At 59.4% G+C, this 17,167-nt stretch carries 18 protein-coding genes and 1 tRNA gene; 7 read left to right on the top strand and 12 right to left on the bottom strand.

Translation table 11 applies throughout. The features are described from left to right. Window positions 1-256: 256 nt before the first annotated feature. From DD235_RS06800 to DD235_RS06755, 10 genes are all read right to left on the bottom strand, one after another. Entirely contained in the window at window positions 257-472 is a 216-nt protein-coding gene (locus DD235_RS06800; protein WP_239990086.1) for an antitoxin VbhA family protein, read from the bottom strand. A 698-nt stretch (window positions 473-1,170) separates the two neighbouring features. Beyond that, on the bottom strand, window positions 1,171-2,247 hold the full coding sequence (locus DD235_RS06795; protein WP_239990066.1) for a TrbL/VirB6 family protein: 1,077 nt from the start codon (window positions 2,245-2,247) through the stop codon (window positions 1,171-1,173). Beyond that, the gene (locus tag DD235_RS06790; RefSeq protein WP_109061302.1) at window positions 2,247-2,507 is read right to left on the bottom strand and encodes an EexN family lipoprotein; all 261 of its coding nucleotides are present in this window, start codon (window positions 2,505-2,507) and stop codon (window positions 2,247-2,249) included. Before DD235_RS06790 ends, DD235_RS06795 begins: the two co-directional genes overlap by 1 nt. Continuing rightward, window positions 2,504-2,983 carry a hypothetical protein gene (locus DD235_RS06785; RefSeq protein WP_109061301.1) on the bottom strand — a complete coding sequence of 160 codons (480 nt, stop codon included), beginning with the start codon at window positions 2,981-2,983 and terminating at the stop codon, window positions 2,504-2,506. Before DD235_RS06785 ends, DD235_RS06790 begins: the two co-directional genes overlap by 4 nt. A 14-nt stretch (window positions 2,984-2,997) precedes the next feature. Next, a complete protein-coding gene (virB5, locus tag DD235_RS06780) occupies window positions 2,998-3,723 on the bottom strand; it encodes a P-type DNA transfer protein VirB5 (protein ID WP_109061300.1) in 726 nt (241 codons plus the stop codon). Between the two features lie 258 nt (window positions 3,724-3,981). Continuing rightward, window positions 3,982-4,239, bottom strand: coding sequence for a hypothetical protein (locus DD235_RS06775; protein ID WP_239990065.1), 258 nt, complete (start codon window positions 4,237-4,239; stop codon window positions 3,982-3,984). Window positions 4,240-4,264: 25 nt separating this feature from the next. Further along, window positions 4,265-5,260: a relaxase/mobilization nuclease domain-containing protein gene (locus DD235_RS06770; protein WP_109061298.1), complete on the bottom strand. Its 996-nt coding sequence runs from the start codon at window positions 5,258-5,260 to the stop codon at window positions 4,265-4,267. Continuing rightward, window positions 5,257-5,799 (bottom strand): plasmid mobilization relaxosome protein MobC, encoded by a 543-nt coding sequence (locus DD235_RS06765; protein WP_109061297.1) that lies wholly within the window; start codon window positions 5,797-5,799, stop codon window positions 5,257-5,259. Before DD235_RS06765 ends, DD235_RS06770 begins: the two co-directional genes overlap by 4 nt. After that, entirely contained in the window at window positions 5,796-6,803 is a 1,008-nt protein-coding gene (locus DD235_RS06760) for a hypothetical protein (protein WP_109061296.1), read from the bottom strand. Before DD235_RS06760 ends, DD235_RS06765 begins: the two co-directional genes overlap by 4 nt. Further along, entirely contained in the window at window positions 6,800-7,027 is a 228-nt protein-coding gene (locus DD235_RS06755) for a hypothetical protein (RefSeq protein ID WP_231968100.1), read from the bottom strand. Before DD235_RS06755 ends, DD235_RS06760 begins: the two co-directional genes overlap by 4 nt. 499 nt (window positions 7,028-7,526) lie before the next feature. On the opposite strand from DD235_RS06755, the gene DD235_RS06750 reads away from it, so the two are divergent. Beyond that, complete coding sequence (locus DD235_RS06750) at window positions 7,527-8,180, top strand: metallophosphoesterase (protein ID WP_239990064.1); 654 nt, start codon at window positions 7,527-7,529, stop codon at window positions 8,178-8,180. A gap of 493 nt (window positions 8,181-8,673) precedes the next feature. On the opposite strand, the gene DD235_RS06745 is transcribed toward DD235_RS06750, so the two are convergent. Beyond that, a complete protein-coding gene (locus DD235_RS06745; RefSeq protein ID WP_109061294.1) occupies window positions 8,674-9,759 on the bottom strand; it encodes a site-specific integrase in 1,086 nt (361 codons plus the stop codon). Window positions 9,760-9,892: 133 nt separating this feature from the next. Beyond that, a tRNA-Leu gene (locus DD235_RS06740) sits at window positions 9,893-9,977 on the bottom strand. Window positions 9,978-10,182: 205 nt separating this feature from the next. Here DD235_RS06740 and DD235_RS06735 point away from each other — a divergent pair. The 6 genes from DD235_RS06735 (at window position 10,183) to htpG (ending at window position 17,167) form a co-directional block, all read left to right on the top strand. Continuing rightward, window positions 10,183-10,713: a sigma-70 family RNA polymerase sigma factor gene (locus tag DD235_RS06735; protein WP_239990085.1), complete on the top strand. Its 531-nt coding sequence runs from the start codon at window positions 10,183-10,185 to the stop codon at window positions 10,711-10,713. A gap of 50 nt (window positions 10,714-10,763) precedes the next feature. Beyond that, a complete protein-coding gene (locus DD235_RS06730; protein WP_109061292.1) occupies window positions 10,764-11,774 on the top strand; it encodes a FecR domain-containing protein in 1,011 nt (336 codons plus the stop codon). A 111-nt stretch (window positions 11,775-11,885) separates the two neighbouring features. Beyond that, window positions 11,886-14,348, top strand: a complete 2,463-nt coding sequence (locus tag DD235_RS06725; RefSeq protein ID WP_109061291.1) for a TonB-dependent siderophore receptor — start codon at window positions 11,886-11,888, stop codon at window positions 14,346-14,348. A gap of 143 nt (window positions 14,349-14,491) precedes the next feature. Further along, on the top strand, window positions 14,492-14,743 hold the full coding sequence (locus DD235_RS06720; RefSeq protein WP_109061290.1) for an AbrB/MazE/SpoVT family DNA-binding domain-containing protein: 252 nt from the start codon (window positions 14,492-14,494) through the stop codon (window positions 14,741-14,743). Then, entirely contained in the window at window positions 14,737-15,153 is a 417-nt protein-coding gene (locus DD235_RS06715) for a type II toxin-antitoxin system PemK/MazF family toxin (protein ID WP_109061289.1), read from the top strand. Before DD235_RS06720 ends, DD235_RS06715 begins: the two co-directional genes overlap by 7 nt. Window positions 15,154-15,265: 112 nt before the next feature. Beyond that, a complete protein-coding gene (gene htpG / locus DD235_RS06710) occupies window positions 15,266-17,167 on the top strand; it encodes a molecular chaperone HtpG (protein ID WP_109061288.1) in 1,902 nt (633 codons plus the stop codon).

Here is a 17,167-nt window from a genome sequence, read left to right as displayed (position 1 = left end):
GCGGCGGCTTATGCATCGGTTAAATCTACAGTACGAAGTGAGCAAACTCGGGCACGTTACCATTATCCTGGTCCCACATAACATACATTCCATTCGATATGCCGAACTTCCGCTCTTGGCTGACAGCAGAGGAATCTGAATCAGCGCCTTTACTAGAATTCCCACCACCTCTAAACAAGAAGTTCGCATGTAATGCAAATCCCGGCGACAGCCTATCCTGCACTAGCTTCAACCACCTATATTTTCTTCGTCATGACTAAGCTTTTGGGCTCGCCAAGGCCCTAGGGGGTTGCACAAATTCTTCGAGGTCAATGTCCCCGTTGATGAACCGTTGAGCATGTTCTTCATCTGCTGCACTGAGCGAGAACCCCTCCAAGCCGACTGATGCGCATGCGTAATTGACGGCCGCTATACGTCGGTCGTGCTCGGCACCGGATGTCGTTTTAGTTAGTTCCGTTTCGTGCGAACCCATCTCAGCCATGGTTGTCTCCCGTGCTTTAGGTAACGCTATTTTACAAGGTGTGGGATTTTTTTGGTGATTTGTCGAGGAAACAGGCAAAAAGGTTTCACGCAGAAATTGTCTTGTTTTTGTGCCTATCAATAGGTTTTCCCGATTGACGGCGAGATTGGCTGCCATCCGTGAGGGCACTTCCCAAAGAGGCTTTGCCTCTCTGGACTCTCCACCCTCGCCGGCGGGACCTCGGGGGCAGGGGTTACGGGCCGATGGCCCTGAACACCTCCCCCGGGCGCAGCGTGTGGGCACTCCTGCCGCGTCAAGGGGCCGTGTCCTCGCCCGTAGGGCTGCGGGCCGCACCAACCCCTTGACCCGTCATCCGCGCTGTCTATGGCGTAATTTGGCATGCGTGTAGTGATTCTGGCTGGAAGAGGTGTCAAGGGCGGGACCGGAGGCCGCAGCCCGGAGCCAAGCGTAGGGAACGGGTGAGGATGCCGGGCGCAGCCTTCACCCTTGACGCATCTGGAGGCCATGCAGCCTGTCGGCAAGGGGTAGGGACAAGGCAAAGCCGCTGTGCCTGCCCCCGCAGCCAGTCCGGCAAGAACGGACGCGGGATGCAACCGAAGAGGTTGCCCAAGCGAAGCGCGGAGATATTCGCGGTGATAAATGAAATGGCCCCGCCGATGGCGAGGCCGATGTGAGCGCTACGGGGCGCGTCACTTACCGTTGATCGAGCCGCCAGTAGCCGGACCCCAATTCTTGCCCATGTTCTGCATGACGTGCTGCCGATACGCGGGGTTCCACATCGTGTTACCTGCGGCAAGATGATTAAGCCGGCCCCCGGTGACCATCATGCCGCTTTGCATATCGCGGCGAGTCGTTTGGCGGTTCAAAACTTGAGTAACCGGGGATGCGGCCGCCTGGCTGACTTGCCTCAATGTGATGCCTGCTGATGACACGCCGCCAGCCAAGTGCGATGCAGCTTCATAGGCCCGTTGCAGCAAGAACAGCGTAACGCCGGTGACGATCAGGATTTCCAGCATTGTGGCAATTGGGTAGTCGGTAGTGACAGCGAGCACCTTGGCCGTTAGCGCGCTGAAGAACTTCATACCCATGCCGAGCACCGTCGTCACCAAGGCAATTTGCATGATGTAGGTCATCACTTGGCCGAACCAGCTATCGAACCACTTGGCAGTCACCGGGAACATCAGCATAGCGATGAAGAACGGGCCGATACCAAGCATCAGGGTAAGCATGATCTTGGCAACGATCACCATTGCCCCGGCAGGAATCGCGATGATGAGCGTGGCGGCGTAGATGATGAGAGAGTTCAGCAGATCCCAGAACACCATGCCAATCTCGTACCAGCGCCGCTTGCCCATTTTGTCGAGCATATCGCCACCGATTTTGAAGCCGTCGGAGACGGCCTTGTCGAGCACCTGATAAACCGAGTTGGCGGATGTGCTACTTCCCGAAGCCGAGAAGGCGTCTGCGACGCCCGTTTCCAAGCCACGCAATGCTTCGACAACCCATGACAGGTAAGTCGGGGCGCTCATTGCCAAGCCGCCTATGACGATGAACTTCCCGCACGTCTTCATGAAATTTGACGCCGGCGCTTCGACGTATCCGAAGATAATAGCGAAGCCCATCATCACGAACGTCAGCGTGCCCCCGTAGATGAAGATGTCGGTGAACATGGAAATGATATTGCCCGAGGTCACCTGAACAAACGTGTTCAGCGTCATGTCGATGCTCTCGCCCATCCACTCAAAGATGTTGGATTCAATAGCCACTATTTGCCCCCTTCGAGCACATTGATTGGCTCATGCTTTGTGTATCCGCGCTTCTCGACCGTCAAATGGTTCTGTGCGGTGATAGCGTTGATGCAGTTCGGTGATGCGTCCGACTCTCCGGGGTTGTTTCGGCACTTTGAAACCATCGCAGTGCGCTCTGCATCGTGTGCTTTGTACCAATCCACGGTTTGGACCGGCTCGGTCTGGTCGCAGCCCGCGAGTGTTGCTGCGACGAAAAGGGTGAGAACGAGCTTTTTCATTTCCGCATCTCCTGTGCGTTGGTTTCGATGGTTCGGCCGCCGGTGTATCGGCTCTCGTGCTGCTGCAATACGCCGAGTGCATGAGCCAGCTCGGCCGCGCCGATGATGCGTAGCGCCGCAACTGTGCGCAGTGCGCTTTCACTCGTGCCAGCCCAATTGCCTGCGATTCGCCCGCTAGAGTTGCGCAGTACGAACAAGCAGCCGCCGAGGCTGGACAGTGAAATAAAGGCGGCCACCCATGATGGCGTCGGACTAGACTGGCCGGGCAGGACAACCCCTGACCAATCTAGCGTCGCGATCACGAAGGGGAGGATGGCGAAGGCTGCGGCCAGAATGTCACCTTGAACAAGCGAAGGCGCGCGGCGGCCGACCTCGCGCGTGAAACCAAGGCGGTCTATGCATTGCCACCACCGGCGCATGAACATCAGTGTGAAAAAGCAAATTGCCAAAACAGGGATGTGAATATAGGAAATCATGGGCGTGTCTCCTCTTATTTATCCAGCAGATTGAAAGGCTGATGCTTCGTGTATTCGCGATTCGCCAGCACCTTCGCGTTGATTTCACGCTGGCGCTGTTCCTGCAATCGGTCTTCCGCTGCCGCGACCATCTGGTACATCTGTAGCTTGGTCTGCTCGTTCTGAATCATGGCTTGCTCGGCCGCGATACGGCCTTGCAGTTCCGCAATGGCTTTCGGGTCCTGTGTCTGATTGATCTGCCGCATCAACTGGTCGATTTGGCTGAGGCGGTTTTTCGCCGCGTCGTAGGCATCGAGCGCAAAGGCTTTGTCTTGCGCGCCTTTGACGGCCTGCGCTTCGCAGTTCGTGCGCTGCTCGTTCGAGACAAAGCCTGCGCAGGCGTCATACACCTTGTTGTTGTCGTAGATGGATTCAGCGCGCCCGCTCAGGCCGGCATAGCCGCCTGATTTCACGCTGTCATAGACGCCTTGCCAGTCTTGCGGCAGGTAGTCCCGCAGTTGCGGGTTGTTGAACAGTTCACCCATGCCGCGCGCGCCAGTGACCGCAGCGTATTGCTGCTTCATCTGGTCGATTTGGCTGACCATCTGGTCATACTGCATCTTCCACTTCGCCATCGTTTCGATCTGGTTTTCCACGCTCTTGGCGATGGAAGCGCCATCCGTCACGGGGATTTGTGCGAAGGCGGCCGACGACGCGGCAATGCCGACGGCCAGAATGCAAGAGGCTGATAATTTCTTCATGTTCGCCACTCCTGAGAGGTTGAGGGCGAACGTAGGACCGTGCTGTCCGGTCTGTCGGTCTGTTCAGGGACCGCGCCCAGTACGGCTATGCGTTCTTGGGGCGACTAAGCGGCCGATCTGCTCTCGGCGGTCGGAACCCTTCTTTTCGGGTCGGCACCCGGTACGCGTAGGCGTCCTTGGGGCGGTGCAACGTTCGTGTTGGTTAAAGGTACAACCGAAGTTGATTGTACTTACTGTTAATGCAAAGTAGCTTCGCGACTACGGCCACCACATGCGACGGTCAATGATGATGCGGTCTGACAGGTACGCGATGTTCGCCAGTTCCGCCATTGCCATTTCTACTGTCCTGAACCAATACGGCCGGCCTTTATCGTCCATGACGGGGTGCTCTGTGGTGCCATCCTGCACGGCCAAGGCAAAGCCCTTCCAGTAGTGCGCATACAGAATGACTTGCACGTCACCTGTGCGCGCTGGATCATCGCAGTAGTCTTGCAGGGCGTCGTAGCGTAAAGCCATCTTATGGTCCTTCTTACGCAATCAATTAACGGCTCAGGTCGTCTTTGCCTGAACGGTTGGTATTGTCCAGTTGCTGGGCGTCCTTGGTCGCTTCGGCGTTGCTCTGGTGGCGCTGTGGAGCCTGTAGCTTCCTGTCCTGAGTGGGGGCAAGGTAGCCGACGATTTTCAGGGCAAGCGATTTGTCCTTGGCGTCACCAGCGGCCAAGGCTTTTGCGATATGTCCGTAGCCGTTCCTGACGGCGCGTGACACACCGGAACGCCTGCGCGGTTCCCGCTCGGTCGGTTTGGTGCTCTTGCTTCGCTGGGCGGCATGTCGCGTTGCCTGCTTGACCGTAAGGTGCGTGTGCGACCGTGCCCTGCGTGGTGTGGCATTGGCTTCGATGCCTTGTTCACGAAGCGCCTCGGCAAAGCGTTCTCGCCAGCGTTGCAGGTCCGCTTTGCGCGGATTGAGTCGGCTGCCGTCGAGGCCCAGCGCTTTGACGCAAAGGTGCCCGTGGGGATGCGCCTCATCGTCATGAATGGCGAAGACATACGCATGGTTGTCGCCGAACTCTGCTTTCGCGAATGCACGGATGGCATCATTGACGGCGCGCCGGTCGGTGCCGGGAGGCATGGACAGCACGATATTGAACGTCTCACGGCGCGAGCCATTGTCAGGCAAGCCGTACTGGCCGCTTTTCCATTCGTCGCGCACGTCCTGCACTGCCTCGCGGCCTAGGATGATTTCGCCGTCTTGGTTCTCCAGTTCGACCAGGCCATTGCGCGATATGTAGTCGAGGTGCGCTTTGACCTGCGCAATGCCTTTGCCGCCGCCGGAGATCTTCACCATGACTTCGGGCGCTTTGCGGGTGGTCAGCATCAGTTTGTCGCGAACGCGAGCGCTACCGGTCAACAGCAGGGGCTTGGATGGCGGCGTAGTGCGTGACCGCGTCACCGTACGCTTGGCCTTTTGGCTGGTAACGGGCTTGGTGTAGATGCGTTCGCCCCAGTCTTTCAGAATTCCATCAATGACTCGGCTCATTCCAGCCTCCAGCGGTCAATGTTGGCGCGCATGATGTCTGCCACCCGCGCGGTGTGGGTCTTGATGTGACGGGTCAGTGTGTCGATACGCTCGGCAGTGACGACCGTCTCCAGCGCGCGTCCTGCGTTCATGTGCCGGGCGATCTGGTTCAGGTTGCGGCCGATGGCAAGCAGCCTTGAGTTCGACTCGCCCAGCGTCCGTAGCTCAGTCATGCCGAACTGAGGTTCGCCGCTGAGATTGGCGCGTATCAGGTGGATGACCCAGCGATTGGCGGACATGCCTTGCTGCAAGGCCAGCGTTTCGACGCGTGCATATTCCGTTTCGGTCAGGCGGACTTCCATCCGGCGGCGCGAGGTGTCCGGTTGCTCATACGCTGATGCGTTGGTCGAATCGTGCGTCGATACGCCGTTCAGCAGCCGCAGGATGACTTGCCGCAGTGCATCGCTGGGGTTGGTATCTCTTTGCTCACAATAGGCCTTCCAGCGCTGTTTCAGGTCGCCATTGAGCCTAACGCTGAGCGTGGCTTTGTTGCTCTTCATCGTGGCATCCTCGTGTACATGCTCAGTTGAGCTTTGAGGGCTAGCAGCCGGGCCTGAGATTCAGCCTTGCTGAGTGATGGTGCGTCCGATGCGCACACATTCACGCTGGCCGCGTGGTGCTCCCTTCTCGTTGCCACCTGAATGCCGGCGGACGGCACGAATCCGCCTGTGCGGTGACGGTCAACAAGTCCCTTGAGGTAAGCAACCTTCGACGTTCTGATGGTGCCCGGCTTCTTGATCGCGCCCTCCAGTTCATCAAGCAAAGCCTGAGCGCTATCGGTGGGAATGTTGGCTATCAGATTCTGAATCGACACCCTTTCGGCAGGGGCCAGCGAGCTAGGGTATTGCAGGTCGTGGTCGGCTCCCGTTGTAGTAGTAGTGTTATAGATAGAGTTAGTGTTAGTAGTAGTGTTACCCGGCCGCCTATCCATACCCTGTCGATAGGGTATGGATACGGTATCGGGTTCGCTAACGCCTTGATTTATAACGGTGTCACTTTTTCCGCTTTGAATCGGCAATGGGCTATCGCTAGGGTCTGCATAGGCTGTCGATACCCTATCGCTAGGGTATGCCAGTGCCATGGCTACCGTATCGCGCAATGGGTCGTCGGCGGGCAGTCGATTGATGAAGTCGCCCGCGTAGTCGTTGCGCCAGTGCTCGGGCAGGGCCGCAATCTGTTCAAGCGTTTTCTTCCTGAGCGTGGATGCGACCGCCATCTTGGCGGAGTTGTGGTCCCACCAGACTTTGACCCAAACATGATTGGCATCGGCGTCGAAATAGATGAGGTCAGCATCGACAAGACGGCGGATCACGTTCATCAGTTGCGATTCAACATCCCAGCCCATTTCTGACGCTGCAACGCGCAGGACGATTTCATAAGCGCCGATGACGTTGCTGAATGGCGAGGTCAGGAAGTAGAACAGCGCATAGCGGTCTTCAACCGTGCAGCCTGACAGGCGATTTGAGCGCCATATCTGGTCGTTGATGGTTCGTTGCCGACTCATGCGCGCGGCCCTCGCGTAGCGGCCTCTGCGGGCGTGATTTCATCGTCTGTCGGCTGGTCCAGATCCAGCGCTTCCGTGACCTGCAATGTCCGAAAGTAGACACGACGGCCAACGCGCAGCATGGCGGGTTTCAGCTTGCGCGAAAAATCGGTATCGGTATAAAGCGCCACGCGGACGCCATCGGGAGATCGGCCTAGCAGCGTGGCAACGTCAACAATGCTCATCAACGGGCCAAACCGTCCCAACAAGTATTCTCCAGTAGTCATTCATATGCCTCACAAGTTCACCGTAGGTAATGCCAGTCTTTACCGTGAGAGCATTGATGTCAAACTTAAGTATTTGATTTAAAAGACCAAAATAGGGTGTTTGCGAAAGCCAAGATTATTCATCGGTGAATGCCAAGATAGGGCATATTGGATTTTTGAAAATGGTCGATTTGAACCAAATAAATCTGGAAATCAAAGGCTTATAAGATGGCTCTGGGGCTGCCTTTTTACAGCGCCGAAACCAGCTTTTCGCATGAAAAATTTTGTGGAAAATTTCCAACGATGTGAGCTTCGTCGCGTGTCGAGTCGATGTTGCGATTGATGGTGGCTCGATCACGGGATTGGCTTCATGCGGCCCTTTAGTCCAAGTATCATTAGGGATACGCAGGACGAGTCTCAACGGAGTTGCATGGACATAAGGAACGATGACGGTACCGTCCGAGTTCGGCGTTTTAGCTTGAACACTGACGGCCGTGACTTCGCCGTGGGTGACATCCACGGTCACTTTGGCCGGCTAGATGCCGCGCTCGCCACGGTCAAGTTCACACGCGAAAAGGATAGGTTGTTTTCCGTAGGTGACCTGGTGGATCGGGGGCCTGAGTCTCCCGACGTGCTGAAATGGCTGGAGCGCCCATGGTTTCATGCTATCTGTGGGAATCATGACCTGATGACCTTCCGACGTGCGATGGGGAACCCAATTTCAGGCATTGATCACTGCGCGCACGGCGGCGAATGGTTAGATGCGTGTGTGGGCGATGTTCGCGAACGCATCGCCGCCTGCTTGAGCGCTTTGCCGCTGGCTATCGAGGTTGAGACGCCGCATGGCTTGGTCGGAATGGTTCACGCCGACTTCCCCTACGATGATTGGAACGCCATACACGGTGCTGGTTTCGGCCAAGAGGATGAAAACGCTTGCCTTTGGTCAATAGACCGTTATCAAGCGAAGTATGCGCAACCTGTCCGCAATGTACGCGCAGTGATTCATGGGCATATGACCCTGCTTAAGCCCATGAAGCTCGGCAATGTCTATTACATTGACACTGGCGGCTGGCAGGCTGCGGGCCGCTTTACATTGCTGGATTTGCACACGCTGAAATTGCCGTCACGGTGATTGGGTATTCTTGTTTTTGGCGTTCAGCTTATGAGAAATAATTTTCCCGGTGATAAATGTACAAAAGCCCCGTGACAGAATCACGGGGCTTCGGTACTCTAATTCTTGCAGATACCTGCTAGGAACCAGACTTCGCAATCTCATCCTAGCAAGGCTGGCTAGCATTGTCACTACCAGCTTAAAACCATTCAACGACATTAAACCGATATCTGCACCCTTGACGCTCAGGTCTCGCCCCGGACTCCGGCAGGATAAACAGGCGAATGGTGGAAACCTAACCAGCTCGGGAAAGAAGCTGGCTCTACCCCGTCTCGCTGTACGATAACAAGCACCTGATAAAGTGAGCATCAAGGCGGTTTCTGCGATGTAGTGATTGCGCGGTCTGGTGCTACATCCACAAAATCTGAATGCTCCGAATGGCCTGACGCTGGTCACTCCGTTCCCCCGTTTCTTGGTGTACCCACCACGGGGGCATTAGGTTTGCTATGTCGTTTTACTGAGATCTGCTCGAAGCGGCTGCTATGCGGTCCAGCTTCTGCACCAAGTCTTCGGCCCGAAGATGCGTATAGCGTTTCAGCATCTGCATTGACTTGTGGCCGCTGATGGCCGACACCTCCTGATCGCTCAGGCCAGCTTCCACAAACCGGCTGACAGCCTCGTGCCGCAGGTCGTGAAAACGGAAGTCCTCAAGGCCCGCTGCGCGCTTGGCATCGGTCCACGCTTTGTCGAACAGGTAGGGCCGTCGCATGCCATCCCGGCCGGGTTCGCCGAAGAACACCAATTCGGTTTCAGCAGGTCGCACGGGGTTGGCAAGCGCCTCGATGAACACGCGCGTTGCCTCGGCCGTCAGCGGGACGGTACGGGGCGAAGAGTTCTTGGTGTGTTCCAGCCGAACGACGCGCCGCTCGACGTCCACTTGCCGAATGCGCAGCGTGGCAATTTCAGACAGCCGCATGCCGGTCTGAACGGCAATGCGGACAATCCAACCGAACATCGGATTCGAGTGCTTATCCACGGCTTGCAGCAGGCGGTTCTGTTCTTCTTGGGTCAATCGTCGGTTGCGGCCCGAGCCGGGGGCCGGTCGGCGAATGTTCGACACCGGATTGAAGGGCAGGCCAATACCCCATTCCTTGATGGCGACGGTGAACAGGTGGCCCAGCAGCGCCAGTTCCAAGCGTACCGTGTTGTTACTGCGCGGCCGTAGCTTGCCATTTTTGTCCGGGTCGCCCGCCAGTCGCGTGTCGCGGAACTGCGCCACGATCTCAGCGTTCAGGGCGGCCAGTGAATACTTGCCAAGGTGCCGGATGATGACTTGCGCCTTCTTGTGCTCGCCGGCTTGGGTCGAGGCCCGCTTGGTGGGCGTGACTTCCTTGAGGTAGCGGGCCAAGGCCGCTTCGACGGTCATGCGCTCGGCCGGCGCGCGCTGGATGTACACGCCGCGTACCATCTCGTCTTCGGTACGGCGCGCCCAGTCTTCGGCGTCCCGCTTGGTGCGGAACGTCTTGGCCGTGGCCGGCCAGCCTGTCTTGCGGATGAGGGCTTTCCAAGTGCCCGAGGAAGTCTTAACAATCGTAGCCATCAGTGCTCCGGGGTGGGGCTAGCGCCGCATCACTGTACCGAAACTGTACCTGACCACTTTCTCAAGAAATCCCCTGGTACGGGGTTCGTGCTGCGAACACTTCCAAGCTATTGATTTCTCGGAAGTTCTTGAATGGTGCCCGAGGCCGGAATCGAACCGGCACGCCTTGCGGCGGGGGATTTTGAGTCCCCTGCGTCTACCAATTTCACCACTCGGGCGAGTCTGTCGCGGTCCCTGCTGATCACATGGACCGGATGGTGAAGCGCAACGCCGTATAGCGCAACGCAAGCCGATAATTATACCCGAACTCACCGCCTCGCGAACAGCGCACCCAGCCCGCCCTCAAAACCGCCTATAATCAATAACAATTTTCAATATCTTTGCTATTTCAGCAGACAGACCGGCCCGCCACATCCCGTGTCCATGATCGCAGACAGCCCCTCTCCCGACGCCATGCCTGCCGCGCCCCGGCAGGCTGTGCAGCGCATCTACGCCGAGCACCACGCCTGGCTGTACGGCTGGCTGCGCCGCAAGCTGGGCGATGCGCACGATGCGGCCGATCTGGCCCAGGATACATTCGAGCGGTTGCTGCGCAGCCGCGATACCGCGCCCATCCTCGAGCCCCGCGCCTACCTGACCACCATCGCACAGCGGCTGGTGATCGGTCGGGCACGTCGCACGGCGCTGGAGCAGGCCTATGCCGAGGCGCTGGCGCTGATGCCGGCGCAGCATGCGCCCTCACCCGAACAGCACTTGCAGGTGCTGCAGACGCTGGAGGCGTTGCTTGAGATGCTCGACGGCCTGCCGCTCAAATGCCGCAATGTCTTCATCCTTGCGCAGGTGCAGGGGATGTCGTATACAGAGATTGGCGCGCAGCTTGGCATGACGCGCAATGCCGTACAGAAATCCCTGGCACGCGCACTGGCGCACTGCTACGTGGTCATCTACGGCTGATTGCCACCGCTCGCGCCGCCCCGAACCTTCTGTCCGACGCCCAGCCGCCCATGCGCAAACCGCCGATATTCCGACGAGTCCGACCCGACGCCGCGCAGATTCCGCCCGAGGTCATTGCCGCCGCAGCCGACTGGCTGGTACGGCTGCGCGAAGCGCCCAGCCCTGCCGATGTCGAGGCCTGCACGCTCTGGCGCCAGAGCCATCCCCATCATGAGCTTGCCTGGCAACGCATGGCGGCGCTGGGCGAGCAGATCCATGACCGTACAGCCTCGTTCGGCCAACTGGCCGGGCATGCCCTGCGCCACCCGCAACTGGGCCGACCCAGCCGTCGCCAGGCACTCAAGGTACTGGCGACAGGCGGCCTGGTCGGTCTGGTGGCCTGGCAGGGCTATGTCCATCCGGCGCGTCGGCGCTGGGTGGCGGACTACCGTACCCGCCCGGGCGAACAGCGCCGCATCGCGCTGGCCGATGGCGGCGAACTGCTGCTCAATACAGCCAGCGCCGTGGATATCCGCTACAGCGGCGACCAGCGTCTGGTGGTGCTGCAGGCCGGCGAGGTCATGATCCGCACGGCCCCCGACCGGCAGAACCGGCCGTTCGTGCTGCAAACCCGGGCCGGTGCCATTACGCCGGTGGGCACGCGCTTTATCGTGCGCGACATGGATGCCCGCACGCCGGTCATTGCCGTCAGCGTGCAGGAAGGTGCCGTCGAGCTGCATCCGGTCGATGCTCCCGCCAGCCATACCCGCGTCGAGGCAGGCCAGCAGGCACAACTGACCTTCGACAGCGTGGAGATGCTCGACGCCCCCATTGCGGGCGCAGACAGCTGGACCCGCGGCATGCTGGTGGCAGACCAGATGCCGCTGGGCGAATTCATTGCCGAACTTGGCCGCTATCGCAGCGGCGTGCTGCGCTGCCAGCCTGAACTGGCCCACTTGCCCGTGACTGGCGCATTTCCCCTGGCCGACACGGATCGCACGCTGGCCATGCTGGCCGAAGTGCTGCCCATCGAGATCCGCCGCACCACGGACTGGTGGGTCCGCGTTGCGGCCAAAACGTAAAATTTGTAACCCATCCGGCGTTTCCATCGATTCCAGGCGTCAAGCCTCATGACTGCACCCGAGGGCCCCGGCGTGCGCCTCATGAACTTTTGATCCTGGAATCCTGACGCCATGCGCCGTACTCCCCTACCGAACGCCTTTACCCTGCGCAGCCTGGTGCTGGCACTCAGCCTGAGTGCCGCCCACGGCATGCTGCCACCGCCTGCGTACGCCCAGCCGGCCACGCCGCAGACCGACAGTGGTCACCAGGCACAGATCGATTTCTCGATTCCGGCAGGTAGCCTGGGCACGGCCATCGGGCAATTCGGCCTGCAGGCGGGCATTCCCATCCGTGCCGACGCCGAATTGATTCAGGGTCTGACTACCTCAGGCCTGGAAGGGCGTTATACCCCGACTGCAGGTTTGCAGCGCTTGCTATCCGGCTCCCGACTGGAAGCCATACCCAGTCCGCAAGGCGGTTTCATCCTGCAGTCGATACGAACCCAAGCTGGCATGCAGACGCTGGACACCATCACCGTCAGAGGCTCGGGCAGTGCCACTACGGAAGGTACGCAGTCGTATATGTCCGACACCATCAGCATCGGCAAGGGTGACCGAACACTGCGCGAAATCCCCCAGGCCGTCTCTGTGATCACCCGCCAGCGCATCGAAGACCAGAACATCACGGATATCCACGAGGCCCTGCAGAATGCACCCGGTGTCACCCTGATTTCAAATGAGCCAGGCGGGCATGCTTATTCACGCGGCTTTTTCATCGACAGCTATCAGTTCGACGGCGTGCCGCTGGAGCGGCAACTGTATGCACGCGGCTCGTCCTTCAACAGCGACATGGCGATTTATGACCGCGTCGAAATCCTGCGTGGTGCGCAAGGCCTTTTCGAGGGGGCCGGCAATCCATCGGGCTCGATCAATCTGGTCCGCAAGCGCCCCACACATGAACGCCAGGCCATTTTGAGCACGACAATCGGCTCGTGGGATACCGGCAGTGTGCAAGCCGATCTGGGCGGCCCTCTGAACGCCAACGGCACCGTACGCGGCCGCCTGGTTGCCCACTATGGCAAGGCCAACTCGTTTCGCGACTACCTGAACGCCAGGGAACGGACGCTGTATGCCGCCCTGGACATCGATCTGGGGCCGGCCACGACGCTGGGCCTCGGCTTCAGCAGCGAAAAGCCCTACGGCAGGATGGACTGGCAAGGCCTGCCCAACTATCCCGACGGCAGCATGCCCGACTATGGCAGAAGCACCAATCTCAGTACCCCCTGGAGTCGCCGCAGCAAGGCACAGGACACCTACTACCTGGACCTCGGACACCGCTTCAACGAGGACTGGGCGTTCAAACTGTCGACGGTCAAGGTCGATGAGTTCAACGATCAGAAATACCTGCTGCGGCGCTACCGCACCGGCACGCCGACCTCCATCCACGGCGATGTCTATTACTTCGACATGCACTCCAGCACGGTCGGTGCCGATGCCTATCTCGATGGCAAAACCACCCTTTTCGGGCGTGCGCTTCGACTCACGGCCGGAGCCAACTTCTCGCACCAGTCGAGCAAGGATCTGTGGGGATGGAAGCGCGACATAGAACTGTTCGGCAGCGACTATTTCGGGGTCTCCACCATCCCGGAACCCAGCGCTGCGGAAATTCTGGCAGCCAATCGCATGGACGACGGCTACCGCTCGCGCAAACATGGCATGTATATGGCCGCAGACTATGCGCTGACCGATAGACTGAACATGATTCTGGGCGGGCGACTGTCGTCTTTCAATCAGACCTACACGTCAGACGGTGCCTGGGGTCTGTCGGAAACCAACGCCAGCATCAGCAACGAATTCACGGCTTTCGCCGGCCTGAGCCATGCGCTTGATGCGCAATGGTCCGTCTATGGCAACTACGCCGAGATATTTCTCCCGCAAAGCCAGCGCGACGTCACAGGTGCCTTCCTGACCCCCATCACCGGACGCAATTACGAGGTCGGCATCAAGGGAGACATCCTTGAGGGACGCGCCCTGGCCAGCTTTGCCCTGTTTCGCACAGAGCAGCACAATATCGCCTTCGAGGATGACGCCGTCTCTGAAACGGTTGCCAATGTGCAATGCGGCGGAACCTGCTATCGCTCGTCGGCCACCGTTCGCAGCCAGGGCTTCGAAGCAGAAATCAACGGCGAAGTCCTGCGCGGCATGCAACTCTCCGCCTCCTATACCTACACATCAGTCAAGTACCTGGGGGACACGCCTGCCGTTGGCTACAACATCTCGGCCAATACCGGCCTGCCGCGCCACATTCTGCGTCTGTGGGCAAATTACCGCCTGCCGGGAGAGTGGCATCGCCTGTCGGTTGGCGGGGGCATGAATGTGCAGAGTCGTGCGGCCGGCTTCGGCTACAACGGCCGCATACAGGGAGGTTACACCGTGCTGAACGCCCGGCTCGCATACCAGTTCACCCCTGCATTCTCGGCTGCGCTGAACATCGACAACCTGACCGACAAGCGTTATTTCAGTTCAACCAGCTACAGCCACAACTTCTACGGTGCGCCACGCAACTGGATGCTGACACTGCGCTATCAGATGTAAGGCATTCGGCATGGGACAAAAACGTCCCGTCTCCCGCCAGTCACAACCATGCCCGGCTTACAGTGGATATCCATTGCTTTGGGCATTCACCATGTATATACTTTATTTAAACATTTTGCATACAATGAAGCCGGGAGTCGACGATGGAAACCGAGCAGGATATCAAGCGCTGGGGCAACAACCTGGGGGTCAGGCTGCCTGCGGCCATCGCGCGGTCGGCCCGGTTGCAGGCCGACCAGCGGGTACGCATCTGTGTCGAGGGCGACAGCATCATCATCACCCCCATTCGCGATACGCAGCCCACGCTGGCGCAACGCCTGGCCCGCTACGACCCATCGCGTCACGATGGCGAAACGATGGTGACAGACCGGCCACTGGGCGCAGAACAATGGTAAGCCGTACAGCGCCCCCCGCAGGCGGGCGTACCAACAGGCAGGCCGAGCCATCCTGGGTTCCCGAACGCCAGGACATCATCTGGATCGACTGCAATCCTCAAGCTGGTCGTGAAATGCGGGACATGCACCCCTTTCTCGTACTATCTCCCCAGGCCTTCAATGCCCGTACCTCGCTGGTCGTCGGGCTGCCCATGAGCACAGCGGCCTACAACACAGACCATCCCTTTGCCATCGAGGTCGGCACCGCCACCGGGCTCAAGGCCGGACAGGCCAGCTACGTACTGTGCCATCAGCCCAAATCATTCGACTGGCGGGCTCGCCGGGCCAACCCGCATCCCGCAGGGCGCGCACCGGACGGCCAATTCACCCAGGTGCTGGCAGTACTCAACCAGATCATCCAACTGGCCTGAACCTTTCTGCTGCTCTGAGCCCACGCGGCACACCGCCCTCTTGAACTTCGCCACACCATCCCCATATGGATCGGGTTACGTCTTTGATCAACCTACCAACCCGATCCATACCATGACAGACTCAAGCACACAGTCCGCCGAAACCCTGGGCTTTCAGGCCGAGGTCAAGCAGTTGCTGCACCTGATGATCCACTCGCTGTACAGCAACAAGGAAATTTTCCTGCGCGAGCTGGTCTCCAATGCGTCGGATGCCTGCGACAAACTGCGCTTTGAAGCCCTGGACAAGCCCGAGCTGCTCGAGGGCGGCGAAGAGCTGGCGATCACCATCGACTACGACAAGGACGCCCACACCCTCACCATTTCCGACAACGGCATCGGCCTGTCGCGTGAAGAGGCCGTGGCCAACCTGGGCACCATCGCCCGTTCGGGCACGCGGGAGTTCTTCTCGCAACTGACCGGCGACAAGCAAAAGGATGCGCAACTGATCGGCCAGTTCGGTGTCGGTTTCTATTCGTCTTTCATTGTGGCCGACAAGGTCACCGTTATCAGCCGCCGCGCCGGGTTGCCGGCAGACCAGGGCGTGCGCTGGGAGTCCGACGGCCAGGGTGAGTTCACCATCGCCCAGGCCGACAAGGCCACCCGTGGCACCGACATCATCCTGCACCTGCGCGCCGACGAGGACGAACTGCTCAACGGCTGGAAGCTGCGCGAAATCCTGCGCCGCTACTCCGACCATATCTCCCTGCCGGTACGCATGTACAAGGAAGAGTGGGACAGCGAAAAGTCCGAACAGGTCAAGACTGCCGAGCTGGAAAGCGTCAACCAGGCCAGCGCCCTATGGACCCGCAGCAAGTCGGACATCACCGACGAGCAGTACAAGGAGTTCTACAAGCACGTCTCGCACGACTTCGAAGACCCGCTGGCCTGGACCCACAACCGCGTCGAGGGCCGCAGCGAATACACGCAATTGCTGTACATCCCCAAGCGCGCTCCCTTCGACCTGTGGGATCGCGATGCCAAGCGCGGCGTCAAGCTGTACGTGCGTCGCGTCTTCATCATGGATGATGCCGAGCAACTGCTGCCCAACTACCTGCGCTTTGTGCGCGGCGTGATCGACTCTGCCGACCTGCCGCTCAACGTGTCCCGCGAGATCCTGCAGGAAAGCCGCGACGTGCGCGCCATCCGCGAAGGCTCGACCAAGCGCATCCTGTCGCTGCTGGAAGAACTGGCAGAAAACCGTGCCGAAGACTATGCACTCTTCTGGACGGGCTTTGGCCAGGTGCTGAAAGAAGGCACCGGCGAAGACTTCGCCAACCAGGAACGCATCGCCAAACTGCTGCGCTTTGCCTCCACCCACAGCGAGGATGCCACGCAGGCCGTGTCGCTGACCGACTACGTGGGCCGCATGAAGGAAGGCCAGGACAAGATCTACTACGTCACCGCCGACAGCCATGCCGCCGCGCTGGCCAGCCCGCACCTCGAAGTCTTCCGCAAGAAGGGCATCGAAGTCCTGCTGCTGTCCGACCGCGTGGACGAATGGATGCTGTCCTACCTGCGTGAATTCGACGGCAAGTCGCTGGTGTCGGTCGCCAAGGGTGGCCTGGAGCTGGACGATCTGGCCGACGAAGAGGAAAAGAAGCGCCGCGCCGAAGTGGCCGAGCAGTTCAAGCCGCTGGTCGAACGCCTGCAGAAGTCGCTGGAAGCCCGTGTCAAGGAAGTGCGCACCAGCTCGCGCCTGGTCGATTCCCCCGCCTGCATCGTGGTGGGTGAAAACGAACTGAGCCCGCACCTGCAACGCATGCTGCAGGCGGCTGGTCAGAGCGCCCCCGACATCAAGCCGACGCTGGAAATCAACCCGGAACACGCCCTGCTGGCGCGTATCCAGGCGGCTTCCGACGATCAGTTCGACGAGTGGGCCAACGTGCTGCTGGATCAGGCTCTGCTGGTCGAAGGCAATGCCCTGCCGGATGCCGCCGGGTTCGTGCAACGGTTGAACAAGCTGCTGCTGCAATAG

This window comes from Corticimicrobacter populi (assembly GCF_003123725.1).
GTDB classification, from domain to species: Bacteria; Pseudomonadota; Gammaproteobacteria; order Burkholderiales; family Burkholderiaceae_B; genus Corticimicrobacter; species Corticimicrobacter populi.
Note: the sequence above shows the minus strand (reverse complement) of the source record. Positions and strands in the feature narration are given on the sequence as shown.